This window comes from Pseudochrobactrum mosebachae (assembly GCF_048914685.1).
Classification (GTDB): Bacteria; Pseudomonadota; Alphaproteobacteria; order Rhizobiales; family Rhizobiaceae; genus Pseudochrobactrum.
Genome location: NZ_CP128408.1, coordinates 1,206,991 through 1,222,342, shown reverse-complemented (window position 1 = coordinate 1,222,342; position 15,352 = coordinate 1,206,991). Strand labels below are relative to the sequence as shown.

Genomic DNA, 15,352 nt, shown 5'->3' with positions numbered 1-15,352 from the left:
ATCTTGAAAAATCAGGGCGGTTTTTAGTTTGAAGCCTTTTATCAACCCCAGATTTTGGGGTCGACTTTACCTTTCAGTTCCGGATAGTTTTTCAAGCTGAAATGTGGCGTTCCCAGTTTTTTCTGTTCGAAATAATCACGGGTCACTTTAACCACGGTACCCGAAAGCAGAGCAATCGCAATAAGGTTGATGGTTGCCATCAGACCCATTGCAGCATCTGCTGCATCAAACACTGTGAGAATGCTTTCATAAGCACCCCAGATCACCATTAGTAAGGTGCCCAGACGCAGTGTTGTCAGGCCGGTTCCATTGCCAAGTCCGAGATAGGTCATGGCATTTTCTGCATAAGCATAATTGCCGATAATCGAAGTGAAGGCGAAGAAGAAGATGGCAATACTGATAAAGTAGCGGCCAAACCAGCCGATATGCACGGTCATTGCTTCTTGTGTCAGCAAGGTGCCTGTAAGACCGGAGCCCGGCACCAGCTTTTGAGACAGCAAAATCATGATTGCTGTGGCTGAACAGATCAGAATCGTATCAATGAAAACACCAAGCGCTTGCACAAAACCCTGTGAAGACGGATGATGTGGATTAGGTGTTGCTGCGGCGGCAATATTGGGCGCAGAACCCATACCGGCCTCATTGGAGAACAGTCCGCGTTTAACCCCATTGAGCAATGCACCGGCAACGCCGCCGGCGGCTGCTTCAAAGCCAAAAGCACTTTTAACAATCAATGTAAAAAGGGCAGGGACTTCCGTGATGTTAGCGAGCAGCACATAAACCGCAACACCAAGATAGATAGCGGCCATAAATGGCACTATCAGTTCCGCAACTCGCGCAATCTGCCGGATGCCGCCAAAAATCACAATACCGGCCAGCACAGCAATAACCACGCCCACAGAGACTTTAGAAAAGCCGAATGAACCATTCATCGCATCGGCAATGGCATTGGCCTGCACGGCATTAAACACCAGACCAAAAGCAATAATCAGACAAACGGAAAAGATTACCGCTGCCCATGGCGCTTTCAGGCCATTGGCAATGTAGAAGGCAGGGCCACCGCGAAACTGCCCCTCGCTATTACGGGTTTTATAAAGCTGCGCCAATGTGCTTTCAGCATAAGCTGTTGCCATGCCGACAAAAGCGACCACCCACATCCAGAAAATTGCACCTGCACCACCCAGATACAGTGCCACCGCAACACCGGCAATGTTACCGGTACCTACGCGCGAGGCGAGGCTGGTGCACAGCGCCTGAAACGGTGTGATACCATCGCCATCGCGTTTGGGTGCGCGCAAGACTGATCGAAAGAATTCGGGAAAATGAAAGACTTGCAAAAAACCAAGCCGGATGGAAAAGAAAATCCCGACGGCGAGCAGGCCATAAATGAGAACATAATTCCATAAAATGGTGTTCACGAATGCGATGATTGTATCCATATATATTATGCGCTCCAAAGCAGTTTGAGCTGAATTTATTTGTAATCTTAAGCAATAATAATTTTGGAAATAGCATTAACGTATTATGTTAAAAAAGCATAATTTTTTAGATGTCAAAATTAAACAGCCGCACAGCTTATGAAAAAGCGGTGCGGCTGTGATAAGATTATACAGTTAAAGCTGCGTCAGAGCTTGAGTTTTACGTGACGATTGACATCCTTATAGAGCAGATAGCGGAATTTGCCGGGGCCGCCTGCATAGCAAGCTTGCGGGCAGAATGCGCGTAGCCACATATAATCTCCGGCTTCAACCTCGACCCAATCCTGATTAAGCCGGTACACGGCTTTGCCTTCCAGCACATAAAGCCCGTGTTCCATCACATGGGTTTCCGCAAACGGAATAATAGCGCCAGGCTCAAAAGTCACAATATTGACATGCATGTCATGGCGCAGGTCTGAGGGATCAACAAAACGTGTGGTTGCCCATTTACCCTCGGTGCCCGGCATAGCCACCGGCTCGACCGCAGATTCATGGGTGAAAAAGGCCTCCGGAACTTCCAGCCCTTCAACATATTCAAAGCGCTTCCTGATCCAGTGAAAACTGGCATTTTCAGTGCTGGTATTGCGCACGCGCCACTGGCTTTTCGGTGGCAGAAAAGCATAGCTGCCACTGCGCAACACATGCACCTGACCGTTGAGTGTAATGGTAATCTGACCATCAACCACAAAAATTCCGGCCTCGGCATCTGCATCCGGTTCAGGCTTGTCACTGCCGCCTTGCGGTTCCAGCTCAACAATATATTGGGCAAAAGTCTCAGCAAATCCTGATAGCGGACGGGACAGGATCCATACACGTGTTTTGTCCCAAAATGGCAGGCATGAGGTGACAATATCCATCATCACGCCTTTGGGAATGACCGCATAGGCTTCAGTAAATACAGCGCGGTCGCTCAGCAATTGGGTTTGCATCGGCGAGCCGCCTTTGGGGGCGTAATAAGTGCGGTCAGTCATAATCTCTCCCGTTTATATGTACTGTTTGAACCGGCAATGTGATGCCGGTTTGCTACATGATATACTGGGCACTAGTCAGGCTGACTTTCTGCATTTCTGCAAGTGGTGTTTTTATGGAAAACATCAAAATCGATAAATTGTCGACAATATTGTGTATAATTTATCAGTTGCTAAGCGAGGTCGGGTCTGTCGGTGGTGATCTGACGGAGAGGCTTCGCTTTCCAGAACTCAAGTTCCGGCTCGGTATTTGGTACCCATACGCCCAACCGTTCCGGTGCGATCATCGCAGTAATCTCATCCCAGCTATGGCTGAGCAGCGCTTTTTCAATGGCGAGAATATCTGCATGCTTGTCGAAATACGCCAAAGCCGGTTTTAGACCACCCAGCACAGTGGTGCTGAATGCATTGAGCGAGGCAAGGCGGCGGATATCCGGCGCGGCCTGTTTGACTTCTTCTAGCACCTGACGGGTAAAGCCGGTGAGAATGCATTGATCTTCCATCGCATGAGCACGAATGATCTGCACCGCCGCATCGGTCAGACCGTCATAAAGATCACCATTCACACGGTTTTTCAATTCTACATGCAGTTCCATGCCGGTTGGTTTGAAAATCTCCAGAACCTCTTCAAACAAGGCAACATGTTCATCCATGCTTTCGCGCAGATAAGTAGTTTTGCGGTCTTGTCTTGTCAGTTCTGCTACATCACCACTGCCATAAGTGGTGCGCTCCAAAGTGGGATCATGCAACACCACAACTTCAGCGGCATTGGTCAGATGCAGATCAAATTCCACACCGGCAATGTTCAGCGCTGCGGTTTTACGAAAACCGGACAGCGAGTTTTCAGGCCAGAGATTACGGGCGCCGCGATGGCCGATAATGAGGGTCATAAGGTGTGTCCTTGCAGTTTAATGCTCTGTTTAACGAATGGTCGGGTCAAGTTTGTCACGCAGCCAGTCACCAAGGATCGAGATCGACAATGTGGTGAACATGATCACAAAAGCCGGAGCCAGCATGATCCATGGTGCCGTGGTCAGATATTCACGGCCATAACCAACCATATTGCCAAGGCTGGATTTTGGGGGCTGTACGCCAAGACCGAGAAATGACAGGCTGCTTTCCAGCAGAATGATCTCGGGAAAAGTCAGGGTCATGGAAACAATCAGCGTCGAGGCGATATTGGGCAGGATATGGCGCAGATAAACCCATGATTGTTTGGCGCCGAGTTGGGTAACTGCCGCTGCATAGCCTTGTGAACTGGCTGAAATCGCCAGCCCGCGGGCAATACGGGCATAGCGCTCCCAGCCATAAAAACCCATCAGGCAGATCAGCAGCACCATCGAATTACCGAAAAATGCCAGCACTGACAGCGCTAGGATCAAAAACGGCAAGGCTGCCTGAAAATCCGCCAATGTTAACACAACCTGTTCTACGGTGCGGCGGAAATTTGCGGCCAGAAAGCCGACAGTTGTTCCCACAACGGTAGAAATGATTGTGGCGCCAAATGCGATCAGCAATGATACGCGAATGGATTCGATCAGCCGTGAGAGTACATCGCGCCCCACCTCATCGGTACCCAGCCAATGTGCCGGATTGCCCGGCATCACCAGCCGGTTTTTAAGATCCATTGCGGTAATGCTGTAAGGGCGTATCCAATCGGCAGTGATGGCAATCAACACCATGGCTGCAAACCAGAGAACAGACAGCGCCACCAGAACCGGCATGCGCTTGGTTTTGCGTTTTTGCTGCGTGATAACCGGAACTGCAGCACTGTCACTGATTGATAGTTCAGACATAGGCTGTTCCTTTTAAGCTTTGGCTTGATTATCGCGCAGGCGCGGATCAAGAAAACCATAGAGCAGATCAACAACGAGGTTTGACAGAACCATTGTGGTGGCGATCAGCAGCAATATGCATTGCACAATTGCCAGATCGCGGTTTGAAACCGCAACAACCAGCAGTCGCCCCACACCCGGCCATGAAAACAGCGATTCAATCACCACGGCACCGGCGACCAGCGAGCCGACCATAAAGCCCACCAAAGTTACGATAGGGATCGCGGCATTGGGCAGCGCATGATTGCGGATAACATGGCTCCAGCGCACACCTTTGGCACTGGCCGTGCGGATATAAGGCTGCCCCAGAATTTCAATCATCGCGGAGCGGGCAAAGCGTGCGAGAATGGCAGCACCGGCAATGCTCATGGTCATCACCGGCAGTACCGCATGCAGCCATGTGGCACTTCCGCCTGAAGGCAGCCATTTCAGCGTGACAGAAAAGATCAGCACCAGCACCAGTCCGAGGACAAAATTGGGCAGGGTAAAACCGATAATCGCAGTCATCATCACCAAGCGGTCAATAATGCTGTCGCGGTGCAGTGCAGCATAAACCCCCGCCGGAATACCAATCAGCAGATTGAGCAGCAAGGTCGGGATGGTCAGTATCAGCGTAGCTGGAATCCGCTCGGCAACCAGATCGATTGCCTTTTGGCCATCACGCATGGAAACACCGAGATCGCCATGCAGGATCGCACCAAAATAGCTGAAATACTGCACGATGATCGGCTGGTCGAGCCCCCAGGCTTTGCGGAATGCTTCAACCGCCTGTGGCGGGGCATCGGGGCCGAGAATAATCTGCGCCGGATCACCGGACATCCGCAAAACGATAAAAGCAAAGGTTACAACCAGCATAACCGTGATAATCGCCCGTAATAAGCGGGTCAGAAAGAAAGATAACATCGGCTATTCCTGTTCATCCGGCCATTGGCCGAGCATGTGGCGCACTGTCATGCAGGGCATGTGGTGCATTATCATGCAGGGCATGTGGCACATTGTCATAATGACGGGCAGACGGAGCACCATCATATAAATGGCAGGCCACACTCTGCTCGCGGCCGCTTTGCAAAGTTTGAGGAATTTCTGTTCGGCAGCGCTCGGTGGCAAAACGGCAGCGCGGGTGAAACGCGCAACCGCTTGGCCGTGCCGCCGGATTTGGCGGCTCGCCCTGCAGGATAATACGGTTGCTCAAAATCGTGCCGGGCACCGGAATACTGGAAACCAGTGCCTGCGTGTAAGGATGTTGAGGTGCCTGAAAGATCACATCGGAGGGTGCTTCTTCGACAATACGCCCCAGATACATCACGGCCACACGGTCACTGATATTGCGCACCACTTTGAGGTCATGGCTGATAAATACCATGGCAATACCGTTCTTTTCCTGCAGATCGCGCAGCAGATTAACCACCTGTGCCTGAATGGAAACATCAAGCGCTGAAACGGCTTCATCACACACCAGCAGCTCCGGATTACAGGCAATAGCGCGGGCAATCACGACACGCTGGCGCTGGCCTCCGGAAAGCTCATGGGGAAAACGCGCGGCATGATGCGGCATCAGCCCCACCGACTGCATCAGCTCTTTAACACGCTCTGTCCGTTGCTCCTTGTCGCCCACAGCATGGATCAGCAAAGGCTCTTCAATCTGGCTGGCGATGGTCAGGCGGCGGTCGAGGGCGGCCAGCGGATCTTGATAAACCAGCTGCATGCGTTTGCGTAAACTGCGCCATTCATTGGTGTGGGCAGCAGGCAACGGCTCACCGTCGAATTTCACTTCGCCGGTGCTGGGGCATTCCAGACCAAGCAATAGCCTGCCGGTCGTTGATTTTCCCGAGCCGGATTCACCCACAATGCCCAGCGTCTTGCCTTTTTGCAAAGTCAGGCTCACCGCATCAACAGCTTTAACCTCGGTCGGTTTTGCAAATAATCCGTTTTTAGAAAGGTAAATCTTGCTGAGATTGCTGGCTTCAAGAAGTGGCTTATTCATGATGTCACCTGCTGCATCTGCTGCTGGCGCGGGGCACTCACCGAGGGCAACTGAGTTGCGGGTACCGTCGGAATTAAAGGTGCAGCCGGGATTTTATCTTCAACAGGGCGGAAACAGGCTACATAACGGTCATGCTGATTGCCGGTTAAAGGCGGCAGGTCGCTTTTACAGCGGTTTTCAGCGCGTGAGCAACGTGGAGAAAATGCGCAGCCTTTGGGCAGTTTTCCCGGTTCCGGCACCGTGCCCTCAATTGGAATGAGACGCTCACGTCCACCGTCTATGCGCGGAATCGCATCAAACAGGCCACGGGTGTAAGGGTGACGCGGCTGGGTAAAAAGCGCTTCCATCGAACTTTTTTCAATCATACGACCGGCATACATCACACAAACGCGCTCACAAATTTGCGAAACAGCTCCCAGATCATGGCTGATAAACACAATCGCCATGCCGGTTTCTTTGCGGATACGAGCGAGAAGATCGAGCACCTGCGCCTGAATTGTGGCATCAAGGGCTGTGGTCGGCTCATCGGCAATCAGCAGATCAGGCTCACCGGCAAGTGCCATGGCAATCATCAGGCGCTGGTTTTGCCCGCCGGAAAATTCATGCGGAAAATTGTTGAGGCGGCGGCTGGCATCAGGAATACCAACAAGTTCAAGCAGGCGCAGCGCTTCCAGACGCGCAGCCTGACCGGAAAGCCCGCGATGAAGCTTGATCGCTTCTTCGATTTGTTTGCCAACACGGATTACCGGATTGAGCGAGGAGGATGGATCCTGAAAAATCATCGCAATACGCGCACCGCGTATGGTTTCAAGCTTGCGCCGTGATGCAGAGATTAAATTACTGCCTTCAATCATGACCGAACCGGAGACGGTTGCTTTTTTAGGCAGCAGCCCGAGTGCTGCCAGCCACGTCACGGATTTGCCGCAACCGGACTCTCCGACCAGACCAACGGCCTCACCTTTTTCGATTTTCAGATTGATGCCGTGCAAAACCTGCACGCCGTCAAAAGCCACTTTCAGATCGGCGATCTCGACCAAAGCCATCGATGCGCTCCTGTATATGAATGGGGGCACCGTAGTGCCTGAGTAGCAAAACACAATCGTCAAAATAGAGCAGAAACAGCAATGCCCTGCGGGGTATGCACACCGCAGGGCCTGTGGGGTCAGCCCCAGTTTTCTTTACGGAAGTCCATGGCAAAAGCCGGTGCGGCTTTCCATTTCACGGCTTTGCGTTTGGCTGTAAATGTCGCGTTCTGGTGTAGGACGGTGTAGGCCGGATCTTCACGCTCACAAATTTCCAGTGCGCGCTTGAAGGCCTCGCGGCGCTTGCCCTGATCCATGCTTGTTTCAAGAAAGCCGGATAATTCGTTCATTTCCTTATTGGTCCATTCGCCAACCTGCTGTTGCTGGCCGTTCGGGCCATGTTGGCTGACAATCGAAGAAACCGGATCATTGAACGGGGCGGAGTTCGACCAGTCACGCACGGCACGTGTTGGGGTCTGCTCCAGTACCTGCTGCCAGTTTTCCTTCATTTCGATCTCGACATTAAGACCGACCTGCTGCCACATTTCTACCAGCACCTGACCGGTTGCGGTCTGGTTGGTGTAGTAATTATTGAGCAAACGATACGGGATGGCGTCGCCTTTATAACCAGCCTCTTTCAGCAATTGCTGGGCGAGCTCAGGGTTATATTCAGGCACAGTCCAATCGCTGATGAACATGTCATCATAATATGGCCATTGCAGGCCTGCCGGAATTTGTGTGCGGCCAGCCCACAGGCTGTCAACAATCGCCTGACGATCAATAGCGTGCGTAAATGCACGGCGGATCAGCGGATTGGCCAGCTGTGGGTGGTTCTTGTCAAACACAGTCAGACGGTGATTGAGCACGGCACCGCCAAGAACCTCAAATTCAGGATTCTTTTCAATATTTTCAATCTGATCAGGCGGGATATCGCAGGCAAAATCATACTCGCCAGACAATAGACCATTCACGCGTGAGGCAACTTCCGGCACTTCTACAAAACGGATGGATTGCAGCGGCGGACGGCCACCCCAATAATCATCATGGGCTTCAAGCTGGAGATAATTATCGGGTTTGAACTCAACGATCTTATAAGGACCAGAGGTTACCGGTTTACGTGCCCAATCCAGATAGCTGCCGGCTTCTTCATAGGCGCGGCGGTTCATGATCTGGCTGCCATAGCGTGAAATGCGGCCTTCCAGCGTGATGTCCGGTGTGCCGTTTTTAAAGCGTATGGTGTATTTATCTACAATCTCAACACCAAGCAGGGCCGGGAAATTGCGGCGGGCAGTCGCCGGTACTTCCGGCGGTAATTCCTTGCTTTCGCGGTTGACCGGATTGATTTCGTTCACGCGCAGGGTTTCGCCGGTATTTGGTTTGGTATCGCCAAACATGCGGTCGGTGCTGAAGGTGAAGGCCACATCTTCAGCGGTCATTTCATCGCCGTTATGGAATTTCACGCCTTCACGCAGTTTAAGTTCAACAGTCTGGTCGTCAATGCGTTTCCATTCCGTGGCAAGACCCGGTGTGATCTGCAATCCGCCAATCCAGTTACGATCGATCAGCGGTTCCCACAATTGTGAGAAAAACACGCGCTCGCCGACATTTGACTGCTCACGCAAAACATCAAGCGTGTTGGAATTGGAAATCTTTTGTACCGCAATAGTAATGGCAGGACGGTCATTGCTCTGACCAATTGCAAAGCGCGGCAGGCTGAGTGAGGCGGCACCAAAACCGATAAGGCCGAGTGCATTGCGCCGGTTAATCGAAACCATCAAAGGTCTCCTGTTGTTGACAGCAGGTGATGCCGGCCAGAAAGCAGATCAGACTGGGCACAGCGGGGTGATGACAGCGAAATAAGCGGGCTGTGTGACAGGCATATAAATGTAACTATATCTTTTTATGACATTCAGTTGACGTGCTTGATTACCCACAGCTAAGGCAATTAACTCTATGAAATATTTGTGAATTTTCTGTGTTTTCAACATGCTGATTGCCAATATGCACAGGCTTGTAAAACCCCTGACACATATCAAGAGCATCAGTTTTTGCGCTGCGCCTGATCAGGGTGCGGTTTGAAAAAAGATTCCCAAATATTGAATGCCTGAGGACGAAAAATATGTCTGAACTGCCGATTATTGGTGCTGCATTGCGGGTAAATGAAATGCCGTTTCATCGCGACTGGTATCTTGAAAAGCCGCGCGATCTAGAAATCCAGAGCTTTATTGAAGCGGAAGTGCTGTCCGGCGACTGGAAGCCGATGGCAGAAGAAGTCAAGAAGCAGCTTGATGGCCATCAGGGGCGGTTGGGTATTCATGGCCCGTTTTGGGGCTTTACATTGAGCACGCAAGATCCGGATGTGCGTGCCGTGGTACAAAAACGTCTTGATCAGGCATTGGATGTTTGTGCCTTTATCGGTGCCGATCAGATGGTGATCCACAGCCCGTTCTCCACATGGGCGCATAACCATCTGGATGATGGTTATAAAGGCCGTGAGGCAATCACTGAAAATACGCATCTGGCTTTGCAGGCGGCATTACGTCGTGCTGAAGATATGGGTGTAACTTTTGTGATTGAAAATATCGAAGACATTAACCCGTTTGAGCGGTTAAAACTGGCCGATAGTTTCAACTCGTCCTCAGTCGCGCTGTCGATTGATACCGGCCATGCCCATTATGCACACGGCAATACCGGTGCGGCACCGGTTGATCATTTTGTACATGCAGCCGCCAATCGTTTGCAGCATGTGCATTTGCAGGATGCTGACGGCTATGCGGATCGCCATTGGGCGGTTGGTAATGGCACCGTGAACTGGAAGGCGGTTTTTGCGGCACTGAAAAAATATGACAGTAACCCGCGTCTTATTCTCGAAATGCGTGATCATAATGATATCAAAACATCAATGACCTATTTGCAGGCGGCAGGCCTCGGCCAATAAACTGTAAAAACTGTGGCGCTATCCGCGCTTTATTACCTTTGAATGCCGGGCAGAACTTTGGTTTTGTCCGGCCTTTTATTTTTATGGGATGCTCTTTTTTTCTGTCGGTAAAGATGATTTTATGGTCGCGGGCTGCAGACACCATAAAACGGTGCGGGCTATCGGGGAGGGGCATCATGACAGAGCAGGCATCCGCTGCGTTGAAGCGCTATGGCAATTTTATCAATGGCTGCTGGCAGGATGCGTGTGGTGGTGGTTATGTCACTCTAACCAACCCGTCAGACGGTACTGATCTGGCACTGATTGCCCGTGGTAGGGCAGATGATATTGAGCTGGCAGTGACGGCTGCCCGTGATGCATTATCCGGTATATGGGGGCAAATGACCGCCACAGAGCGTGGACGTATACTGCATAAAACTTCACAAGCGGTGCTGCAGGAAATTGATCTTCTGGCTAAGCTTGAGGCTCAAGATGTCGGTAAACCGCTGACACAAGCGCGGGCGGATGTGGTGGCCTTAGCGCGCTATCTCGAGTTTTATGGCGCTGCCGCTGATAAAGTGCATGGCGAAACGCTGCCCTATCAGAATGGTTTTACGGTGCTGACGGTATATGAGCCGCATGGGGTAACCGGTCATATTATCCCATGGAATTATCCGATGCAGATTCTTGGCCGCAGCCTTGGTGCCGCTTTGGCTATGGGCAATGCAGCGGTGGTTAAACCCGCTGAAGAGGCCTGCCTGACCATTCTCGAATTTGCCCGCATTGCCCATCAGGCGGGGTTGCCTGCCGGCGCACTTAATGTGGTAACGGGATTGGGCGCGGAAGCCGGAGCCGCACTTTCATCACACCCGCAGATCAATCATGTGTCCTTTACCGGATCATCGCGCACAGGCGAGGCTGTACAAGCAGCCGCTGCTAAAAATGCCGTGCCGGTTACTCTGGAACTTGGCGGCAAATCTCCGCAAATCCTGTTCGCGGATGCTGATATTGAGCGGGCATTGCCGTTTCTCGTTAATGCCGGACTTCAAAATGCCGGGCAGACCTGTTCTGCCTCATCGCGTATTCTGGTGCAAAATGAGGTCTATGAGCAGGTTGTCGCCGGTATGGCTGCGCATTACGCCGCTTTAAAAATGGGGCCTGCCGAGGCCGATCTCAATCTTGGTCCTGTGGTTTCCGAGCGTCAGAAAAGCATTGTCGAGAGCTATCTGCAACTGGCTGAAAAAGATGGATTGCAGATTGCGGCGCAAGGCACAATCATTGCCGGCGCGCCACAGCATGGCGCTTATATCCGCCCGACATTGTTTCGCGATGTGCCGCCGGAGCATGCGCTGGCACAAGAAGAGATTTTTGGCCCCATACAGGTGATTATGCCGTTTAAAGATGAAGCAGAAGCGGTGGCCTTAGCAAACAGCACGCCTTACGGCCTTGTCTGCGGGGTTTGGACGAGTGATGGCGCAAGGCAGTTCCGCATGGCACATGCGGTGCAGGCCGGTCAGGTATTTATCAATAATTACGGGGCAGGCGGCGGTGTTGAATTGCCCTTTGGCGGAGTTAAGCGCTCCGGCCACGGGCGCGAAAAAGGTTTTGAAGCACTATACGGGTTTGCAACTTTGAAGACTATTTCTGTCTATCACGGATAAGCGCATCAATATAAACGGGGGACTGCCGGTTCATGACTGCTACGCTTGATAATAAAACGGCTTTAATCACCGGCGCAGGCTCCGGTTTTGGCGAGGCCATGGCACGTAAATTCAGCCATGAGGGCGCGCGGGTTGTTATTGTTGACCGTGATAAAGCAGGTGCACACCGAGTAGCCGGTGAAATAGGCAAACAGGCACATGCTGTGGAGGCAGATATTGCCACTGAAGAGGGGGTGGCAGAAGCTGTGCGGCAGGCGCATATGCGTTTTGGGCGGGTTGATATCCTGATTAACAATGCAGGTGTCGGCCATAAACCACAGCCAGCAGAAGACATTAATCCAGACGAGTTTGACCGGATTGTCGGTGTAAATATTCGCGGTATTTATCTGATGAGCCGCGCTTTGATCCCGCATTTTAAAGACAATGGCGGCGGCGTTATTCTGAATATTGCATCCACAGGGGCAGCGCGCCCGCGCCCGAACCTGACATGGTATAATGCAACCAAAGGCTGGGTAGTATCAGCTACCAAAGCACTGGCAATTGAACTGGCGCCTTTTCATATCCGTGTGAATGCGCTTAATCCGGTGGCTGGTGAAACGCCTTTGCTCACAACTTTTATGGGTGAAGACAGTGAGGAAATTCGCCAGAAATTCCGTGCCTCTATTCCGCTTGGCCGCTTGCTGAAGCCGGAAGATCTGGCAGAAAGTGCTGCATTTTTATGCTCGCCGGCAGCAGCAATGATTACCGGTGTAGCCTTGGATGTGGATGGCGGACGCTCAATTTGAAAAAGCTCTCGCTCCACTACCCCATCGCTCTCGCTTAAATTTAAACTCTCGCTCAGGTGAAAACAATCATTATGAGTTGTGATAAGTGTTTGAACCATCTGCGGTTTGCGTTAAAGTCCGCCAAACTGGAAATTGCCAAAGGTTGGGTTAGTTTTGCAGACTTGGTTACGGTCAAAACTTCAGAATCTATATAAGGGGACAGGCAATGCGAAATAAATTTTTGACCGGTCAGCTGCTGCTCGCTGCCATGGCCGGAATTGCCGTTGTTGCCAGCGCTGGCACAGGGTTAGCCAAAGACACGCTGGCGATTGGCGAAGTGCTGGAACCGCCGGGTATGGATCCGACAGCCAATGCTGCCGCCTCGATCCGCCGCCTGACCCTGAACAATCTGTATGAGGGGCTGGTTCGTATCGATGAGGCGGCCATGGTTAAGCCAAGCCTTGCGAAGAGCTGGACAATTTCTCCCGACAATCTTACCTATAGTTTCAAGCTGCAAGAGGGCGTTAAATTTCACAATGGTACGGCTTTTGATTGCTCTGTGGTCAAATTTACCTATGACCGTGCCACCGCACCGGATTCTACCAATGCGCAAAAAGCATTATTTGCACCCATTGCAAAAACTGAGTGCCCAGATCCGTACACAGCTGTTGTTACGCTGAAACATCCGTCTTCTACCTTTCTGTTCGGTATGGGCTGGGGCGATGCGGTGATGATGGCGCCTGATAGTGTGGCAACCAATAAAACCAATCCGGTTGGTACCGGGCCGTTTAAATTCAAGCGCTGGGTGCAGGGCGATCGGGTGGAGTTTGAGCGTAACCCTGATTATTGGGGTGAACCCGCCAAATTGTCAGCAGTTACCTTCCGCTTTATCAGCGATCCGTCTGCTGCTGCTGCGGCGGTGATGGCCGGTGATGTTGATGCGTTTCCGGAGTTTCCGGCGCCTGAACTGATCAGCCGTTTGAAAAATGATGATCGTCTGACAGTGGAAATCGGCTCCAGTGCCGGCAAAGTGATCATGTCGCTGAACAATGCCCGCAAGCCGTTTGATGATGTGCGTGTGCGGCGTGCGCTGACCCACGCGATTGACCGTAATATGGTGCAGGAAGCGATTACCACCGGTCTGGCTAAGGTGATTGGCGCGCATTACACCCCTGCGGAACCGGGCTATGTCGATCTGAGCAATACCTATCCTTATGATGTTGAAAAAGCCAAGGCACTTTTGGCAGAAGCAGGTGTGCCAGCAGGCACTGTTATGACGATTATGCTGCCGCCGCCTGCCTATGCACGTCGTGGTGGTGAAGTGATTGCAGCAATGCTGGCAGAAGTTGGTATCGAGGCAAAACTGGTGCCGGTTGAATTCGCGCAATGGCTTGATCAGGTTTTTGCCCGCAGCGATTTTGACGCTACGATTATTGCCCATGTTGAAACCCGCGATCTCGATATTTATGCGCGGGATAAATATTATTTCAACTATAACAGTCCTGAATATAAAGCGCTGTATAAGCAGTTCACTGAGACTGTTGATGAAAAGCAGCAAATTGAGCTTCTGGGGCAATTGCAGCGCAAGCTTTCGGAAGATGTGCCGAATGTTTTCCTTTATGCCCTGCCTAAAATCGGGGTTTGGGATAAAAAACTCAATGGGATGTGGAAAAACCAGACTATTCCTGCCAATGATCTGACCCATGTTTACTGGTCAGAATAAAATCTCATAATCTGAGATATATTCGATTGAAGGAGGCCGCATTTGCTGCGTTATTTCACGGGGCGTCTGATTTCGCTGATCCTGACGACGCTGGCGGCCTCCGTTCTTGTTTTTCTGCTGATGCAGGTGTTGCCGGGTGATCCGGCGGCAGTGATGCTGGGTATTAATGCACAGCCCGACACATTGGCGGCTTTGCATAAGCAGCTTGGTCTCGATGCCCCGCTGCTATGGCGTTATTTCAGCTGGATCGGCGGGTTTTTAACCGGTGATTTCGGCACCAGCTACACCTATTCCGTACCAATCAGTGAGCTGCTCGAACCGCGGATCATGCTGACCTTGCCGCTGGCAATGATGGCAATGGTCTTGTCGCTGGTCATTGCTATTCCTTTGGGGGTAATCGCTGCTTCAAAACGCGGCAAAGCACCGGATGTGGTGGGTATGGGCTTTGCCCAGATCGGTGTTGCCGTTCCCAATTTCTGGCTGGGTTTGTTACTGATTTTGTTTTTCGCACTTTATCTCGGCTGGTTTCCCGCATCCGGTTTTGGCGGTTGGGAAAATGGTTTATGGGCAGGTATCCGTTCGCTCATTCTGCCTGCCGTGGCGCTGGCTTTGCCGCTGGCTGCAATTTTAGCGCGCGTTACCCGCTCTGCGGTGATTGAAGCTTTGAATGAGGATTTTGTGCGCACTGCCCGCGCCAAAGGCCTGAGCCAGAGAGCGGCTTTGTGGAAACACGCAACACCCAATGCGCTGATACCGGTTGTAACCATATTGGGCTTACAATTCTCATTCTTGCTGGCCGGTACCATCATCATTGAAAACGTGTTTAATCTGCCGGGTTTAGGACGGCTGATATTTCAATCCATTGCCCAGCGTGATCTGATCACGGTGCAGTCACTGGTCACCTTGTTGGCAGCGAGCGTTATCGCGGTTAATTTTATGGTCGATATCGCTTATGGCCTGCTTGATCCCCGTCTTTCAGTGGGAGTGCGCACGTGAGTGA

The 15,352-nt window shown here is 51.6% G+C and carries 13 protein-coding genes; 5 read left to right on the top strand and 8 right to left on the bottom strand.

Annotated features, from left to right (window positions below):
- Positions 1 to 41: 41 nt before the first annotated feature.
- The 8 genes from MP213Fo_RS05655 to MP213Fo_RS05620 all read right to left on the bottom strand — a co-directional run bounded on the left by MP213Fo_RS05655 (position 42) and on the right by MP213Fo_RS05620 (position 9,062).
- Positions 42 to 1,439 carry an alanine/glycine:cation symporter family protein gene (locus tag MP213Fo_RS05655; protein ID WP_421090672.1) on the bottom strand — a complete coding sequence of 466 codons (1,398 nt, stop codon included), beginning with the start codon at positions 1,437 to 1,439 and terminating at the stop codon, positions 42 to 44.
- 185 nt (positions 1,440 to 1,624) lie between these two features.
- Positions 1,625 to 2,449 carry a bifunctional allantoicase/(S)-ureidoglycine aminohydrolase gene (locus MP213Fo_RS05650; protein WP_421090671.1) on the bottom strand — a complete coding sequence of 275 codons (825 nt, stop codon included), beginning with the start codon at positions 2,447 to 2,449 and terminating at the stop codon, positions 1,625 to 1,627.
- Positions 2,450 to 2,619: 170 nt separating this feature from the next.
- Positions 2,620 to 3,336 carry a glycerophosphodiester phosphodiesterase family protein gene (locus tag MP213Fo_RS05645; protein WP_421090670.1) on the bottom strand — a complete coding sequence of 239 codons (717 nt, stop codon included), beginning with the start codon at positions 3,334 to 3,336 and terminating at the stop codon, positions 2,620 to 2,622.
- Positions 3,337 to 3,366: 30 nt separating this feature from the next.
- Positions 3,367 to 4,242, bottom strand: coding sequence for an ABC transporter permease (locus tag MP213Fo_RS05640; protein ID WP_421090669.1), 876 nt, complete (start codon positions 4,240 to 4,242; stop codon positions 3,367 to 3,369).
- A gap of 12 nt (positions 4,243 to 4,254) precedes the next feature.
- A complete protein-coding gene (locus MP213Fo_RS05635; protein ID WP_421090668.1) occupies positions 4,255 to 5,184 on the bottom strand; it encodes an ABC transporter permease in 930 nt (309 codons plus the stop codon).
- 13 nt (positions 5,185 to 5,197) lie between these two features.
- Positions 5,198 to 6,265: an ABC transporter ATP-binding protein gene (locus MP213Fo_RS05630; RefSeq protein WP_421090667.1), complete on the bottom strand. Its 1,068-nt coding sequence runs from the start codon at positions 6,263 to 6,265 to the stop codon at positions 5,198 to 5,200.
- Entirely contained in the window at positions 6,262 to 7,308 is a 1,047-nt protein-coding gene (locus MP213Fo_RS05625; RefSeq protein WP_421090666.1) for an ABC transporter ATP-binding protein, read from the bottom strand. Before MP213Fo_RS05625 ends, MP213Fo_RS05630 begins: the two co-directional genes overlap by 4 nt.
- Before the next feature lie 119 nt (positions 7,309 to 7,427).
- Entirely contained in the window at positions 7,428 to 9,062 is a 1,635-nt protein-coding gene (locus MP213Fo_RS05620; RefSeq protein WP_421090665.1) for an ABC transporter substrate-binding protein, read from the bottom strand.
- A gap of 344 nt (positions 9,063 to 9,406) precedes the next feature.
- Between MP213Fo_RS05620 and MP213Fo_RS05615 the strand changes: the two genes are divergently transcribed.
- The 5 genes from MP213Fo_RS05615 (at position 9,407) to MP213Fo_RS05595 (ending at position 15,348) form a co-directional block, all read left to right on the top strand.
- A complete protein-coding gene (locus MP213Fo_RS05615; RefSeq protein WP_421090664.1) occupies positions 9,407 to 10,225 on the top strand; it encodes a sugar phosphate isomerase/epimerase family protein in 819 nt (272 codons plus the stop codon).
- A 176-nt stretch (positions 10,226 to 10,401) separates the two neighbouring features.
- Positions 10,402 to 11,865, top strand: coding sequence for an aldehyde dehydrogenase family protein (locus MP213Fo_RS05610; protein WP_421090663.1), 1,464 nt, complete (start codon positions 10,402 to 10,404; stop codon positions 11,863 to 11,865).
- Between the two features lie 32 nt (positions 11,866 to 11,897).
- On the top strand, positions 11,898 to 12,650 hold the full coding sequence (locus MP213Fo_RS05605) for a glucose 1-dehydrogenase (RefSeq protein ID WP_421090662.1): 753 nt from the start codon (positions 11,898 to 11,900) through the stop codon (positions 12,648 to 12,650).
- 205 nt (positions 12,651 to 12,855) lie between these two features.
- On the top strand, positions 12,856 to 14,352 hold the full coding sequence (locus MP213Fo_RS05600; protein ID WP_421090661.1) for an ABC transporter substrate-binding protein: 1,497 nt from the start codon (positions 12,856 to 12,858) through the stop codon (positions 14,350 to 14,352).
- 42 nt (positions 14,353 to 14,394) lie between these two features.
- The gene (locus MP213Fo_RS05595) at positions 14,395 to 15,348 is read left to right on the top strand and encodes an ABC transporter permease (protein WP_421090660.1); all 954 of its coding nucleotides are present in this window, start codon (positions 14,395 to 14,397) and stop codon (positions 15,346 to 15,348) included.
- Positions 15,349 to 15,352: the final 4 nt, after the last annotated feature.

Excerpts from the sequence above, each read along its gene's own strand:
- MP213Fo_RS05655 (WP_421090672.1), bottom strand. The coding sequence starts at position 1,439 with ATGGATACAATCATCGCATTCGTGAACACCATTTTATGGAATTATGTT.
- MP213Fo_RS05615 (WP_421090664.1), top strand. The coding sequence starts at position 9,407 with ATGTCTGAACTGCCGATTATTGGTGCTGCATTGCGGGTAAATGAAATG.
- MP213Fo_RS05605 (WP_421090662.1), top strand. The coding sequence starts at position 11,898 with ATGACTGCTACGCTTGATAATAAAACGGCTTTAATCACCGGCGCAGGC.
- MP213Fo_RS05610 (WP_421090663.1), top strand. The coding sequence starts at position 10,402 with ATGACAGAGCAGGCATCCGCTGCGTTGAAGCGCTATGGCAATTTTATC.
- MP213Fo_RS05635 (WP_421090668.1), bottom strand. The coding sequence starts at position 5,184 with ATGTTATCTTTCTTTCTGACCCGCTTATTACGGGCGATTATCACGGTT.
- MP213Fo_RS05620 (WP_421090665.1), bottom strand. The coding sequence starts at position 9,062 with ATGGTTTCGATTAACCGGCGCAATGCACTCGGCCTTATCGGTTTTGGT.
- MP213Fo_RS05650 (WP_421090671.1), bottom strand. The coding sequence starts at position 2,449 with ATGACTGACCGCACTTATTACGCCCCCAAAGGCGGCTCGCCGATGCAA.
- MP213Fo_RS05640 (WP_421090669.1), bottom strand. The coding sequence starts at position 4,242 with ATGTCTGAACTATCAATCAGTGACAGTGCTGCAGTTCCGGTTATCACG.
- MP213Fo_RS05630 (WP_421090667.1), bottom strand. The coding sequence starts at position 6,265 with ATGAATAAGCCACTTCTTGAAGCCAGCAATCTCAGCAAGATTTACCTT.
- MP213Fo_RS05645 (WP_421090670.1), bottom strand. The coding sequence starts at position 3,336 with ATGACCCTCATTATCGGCCATCGCGGCGCCCGTAATCTCTGGCCTGAA.
- MP213Fo_RS05600 (WP_421090661.1), top strand. The coding sequence starts at position 12,856 with ATGCGAAATAAATTTTTGACCGGTCAGCTGCTGCTCGCTGCCATGGCC.
- MP213Fo_RS05625 (WP_421090666.1), bottom strand. The coding sequence starts at position 7,308 with ATGGCTTTGGTCGAGATCGCCGATCTGAAAGTGGCTTTTGACGGCGTG.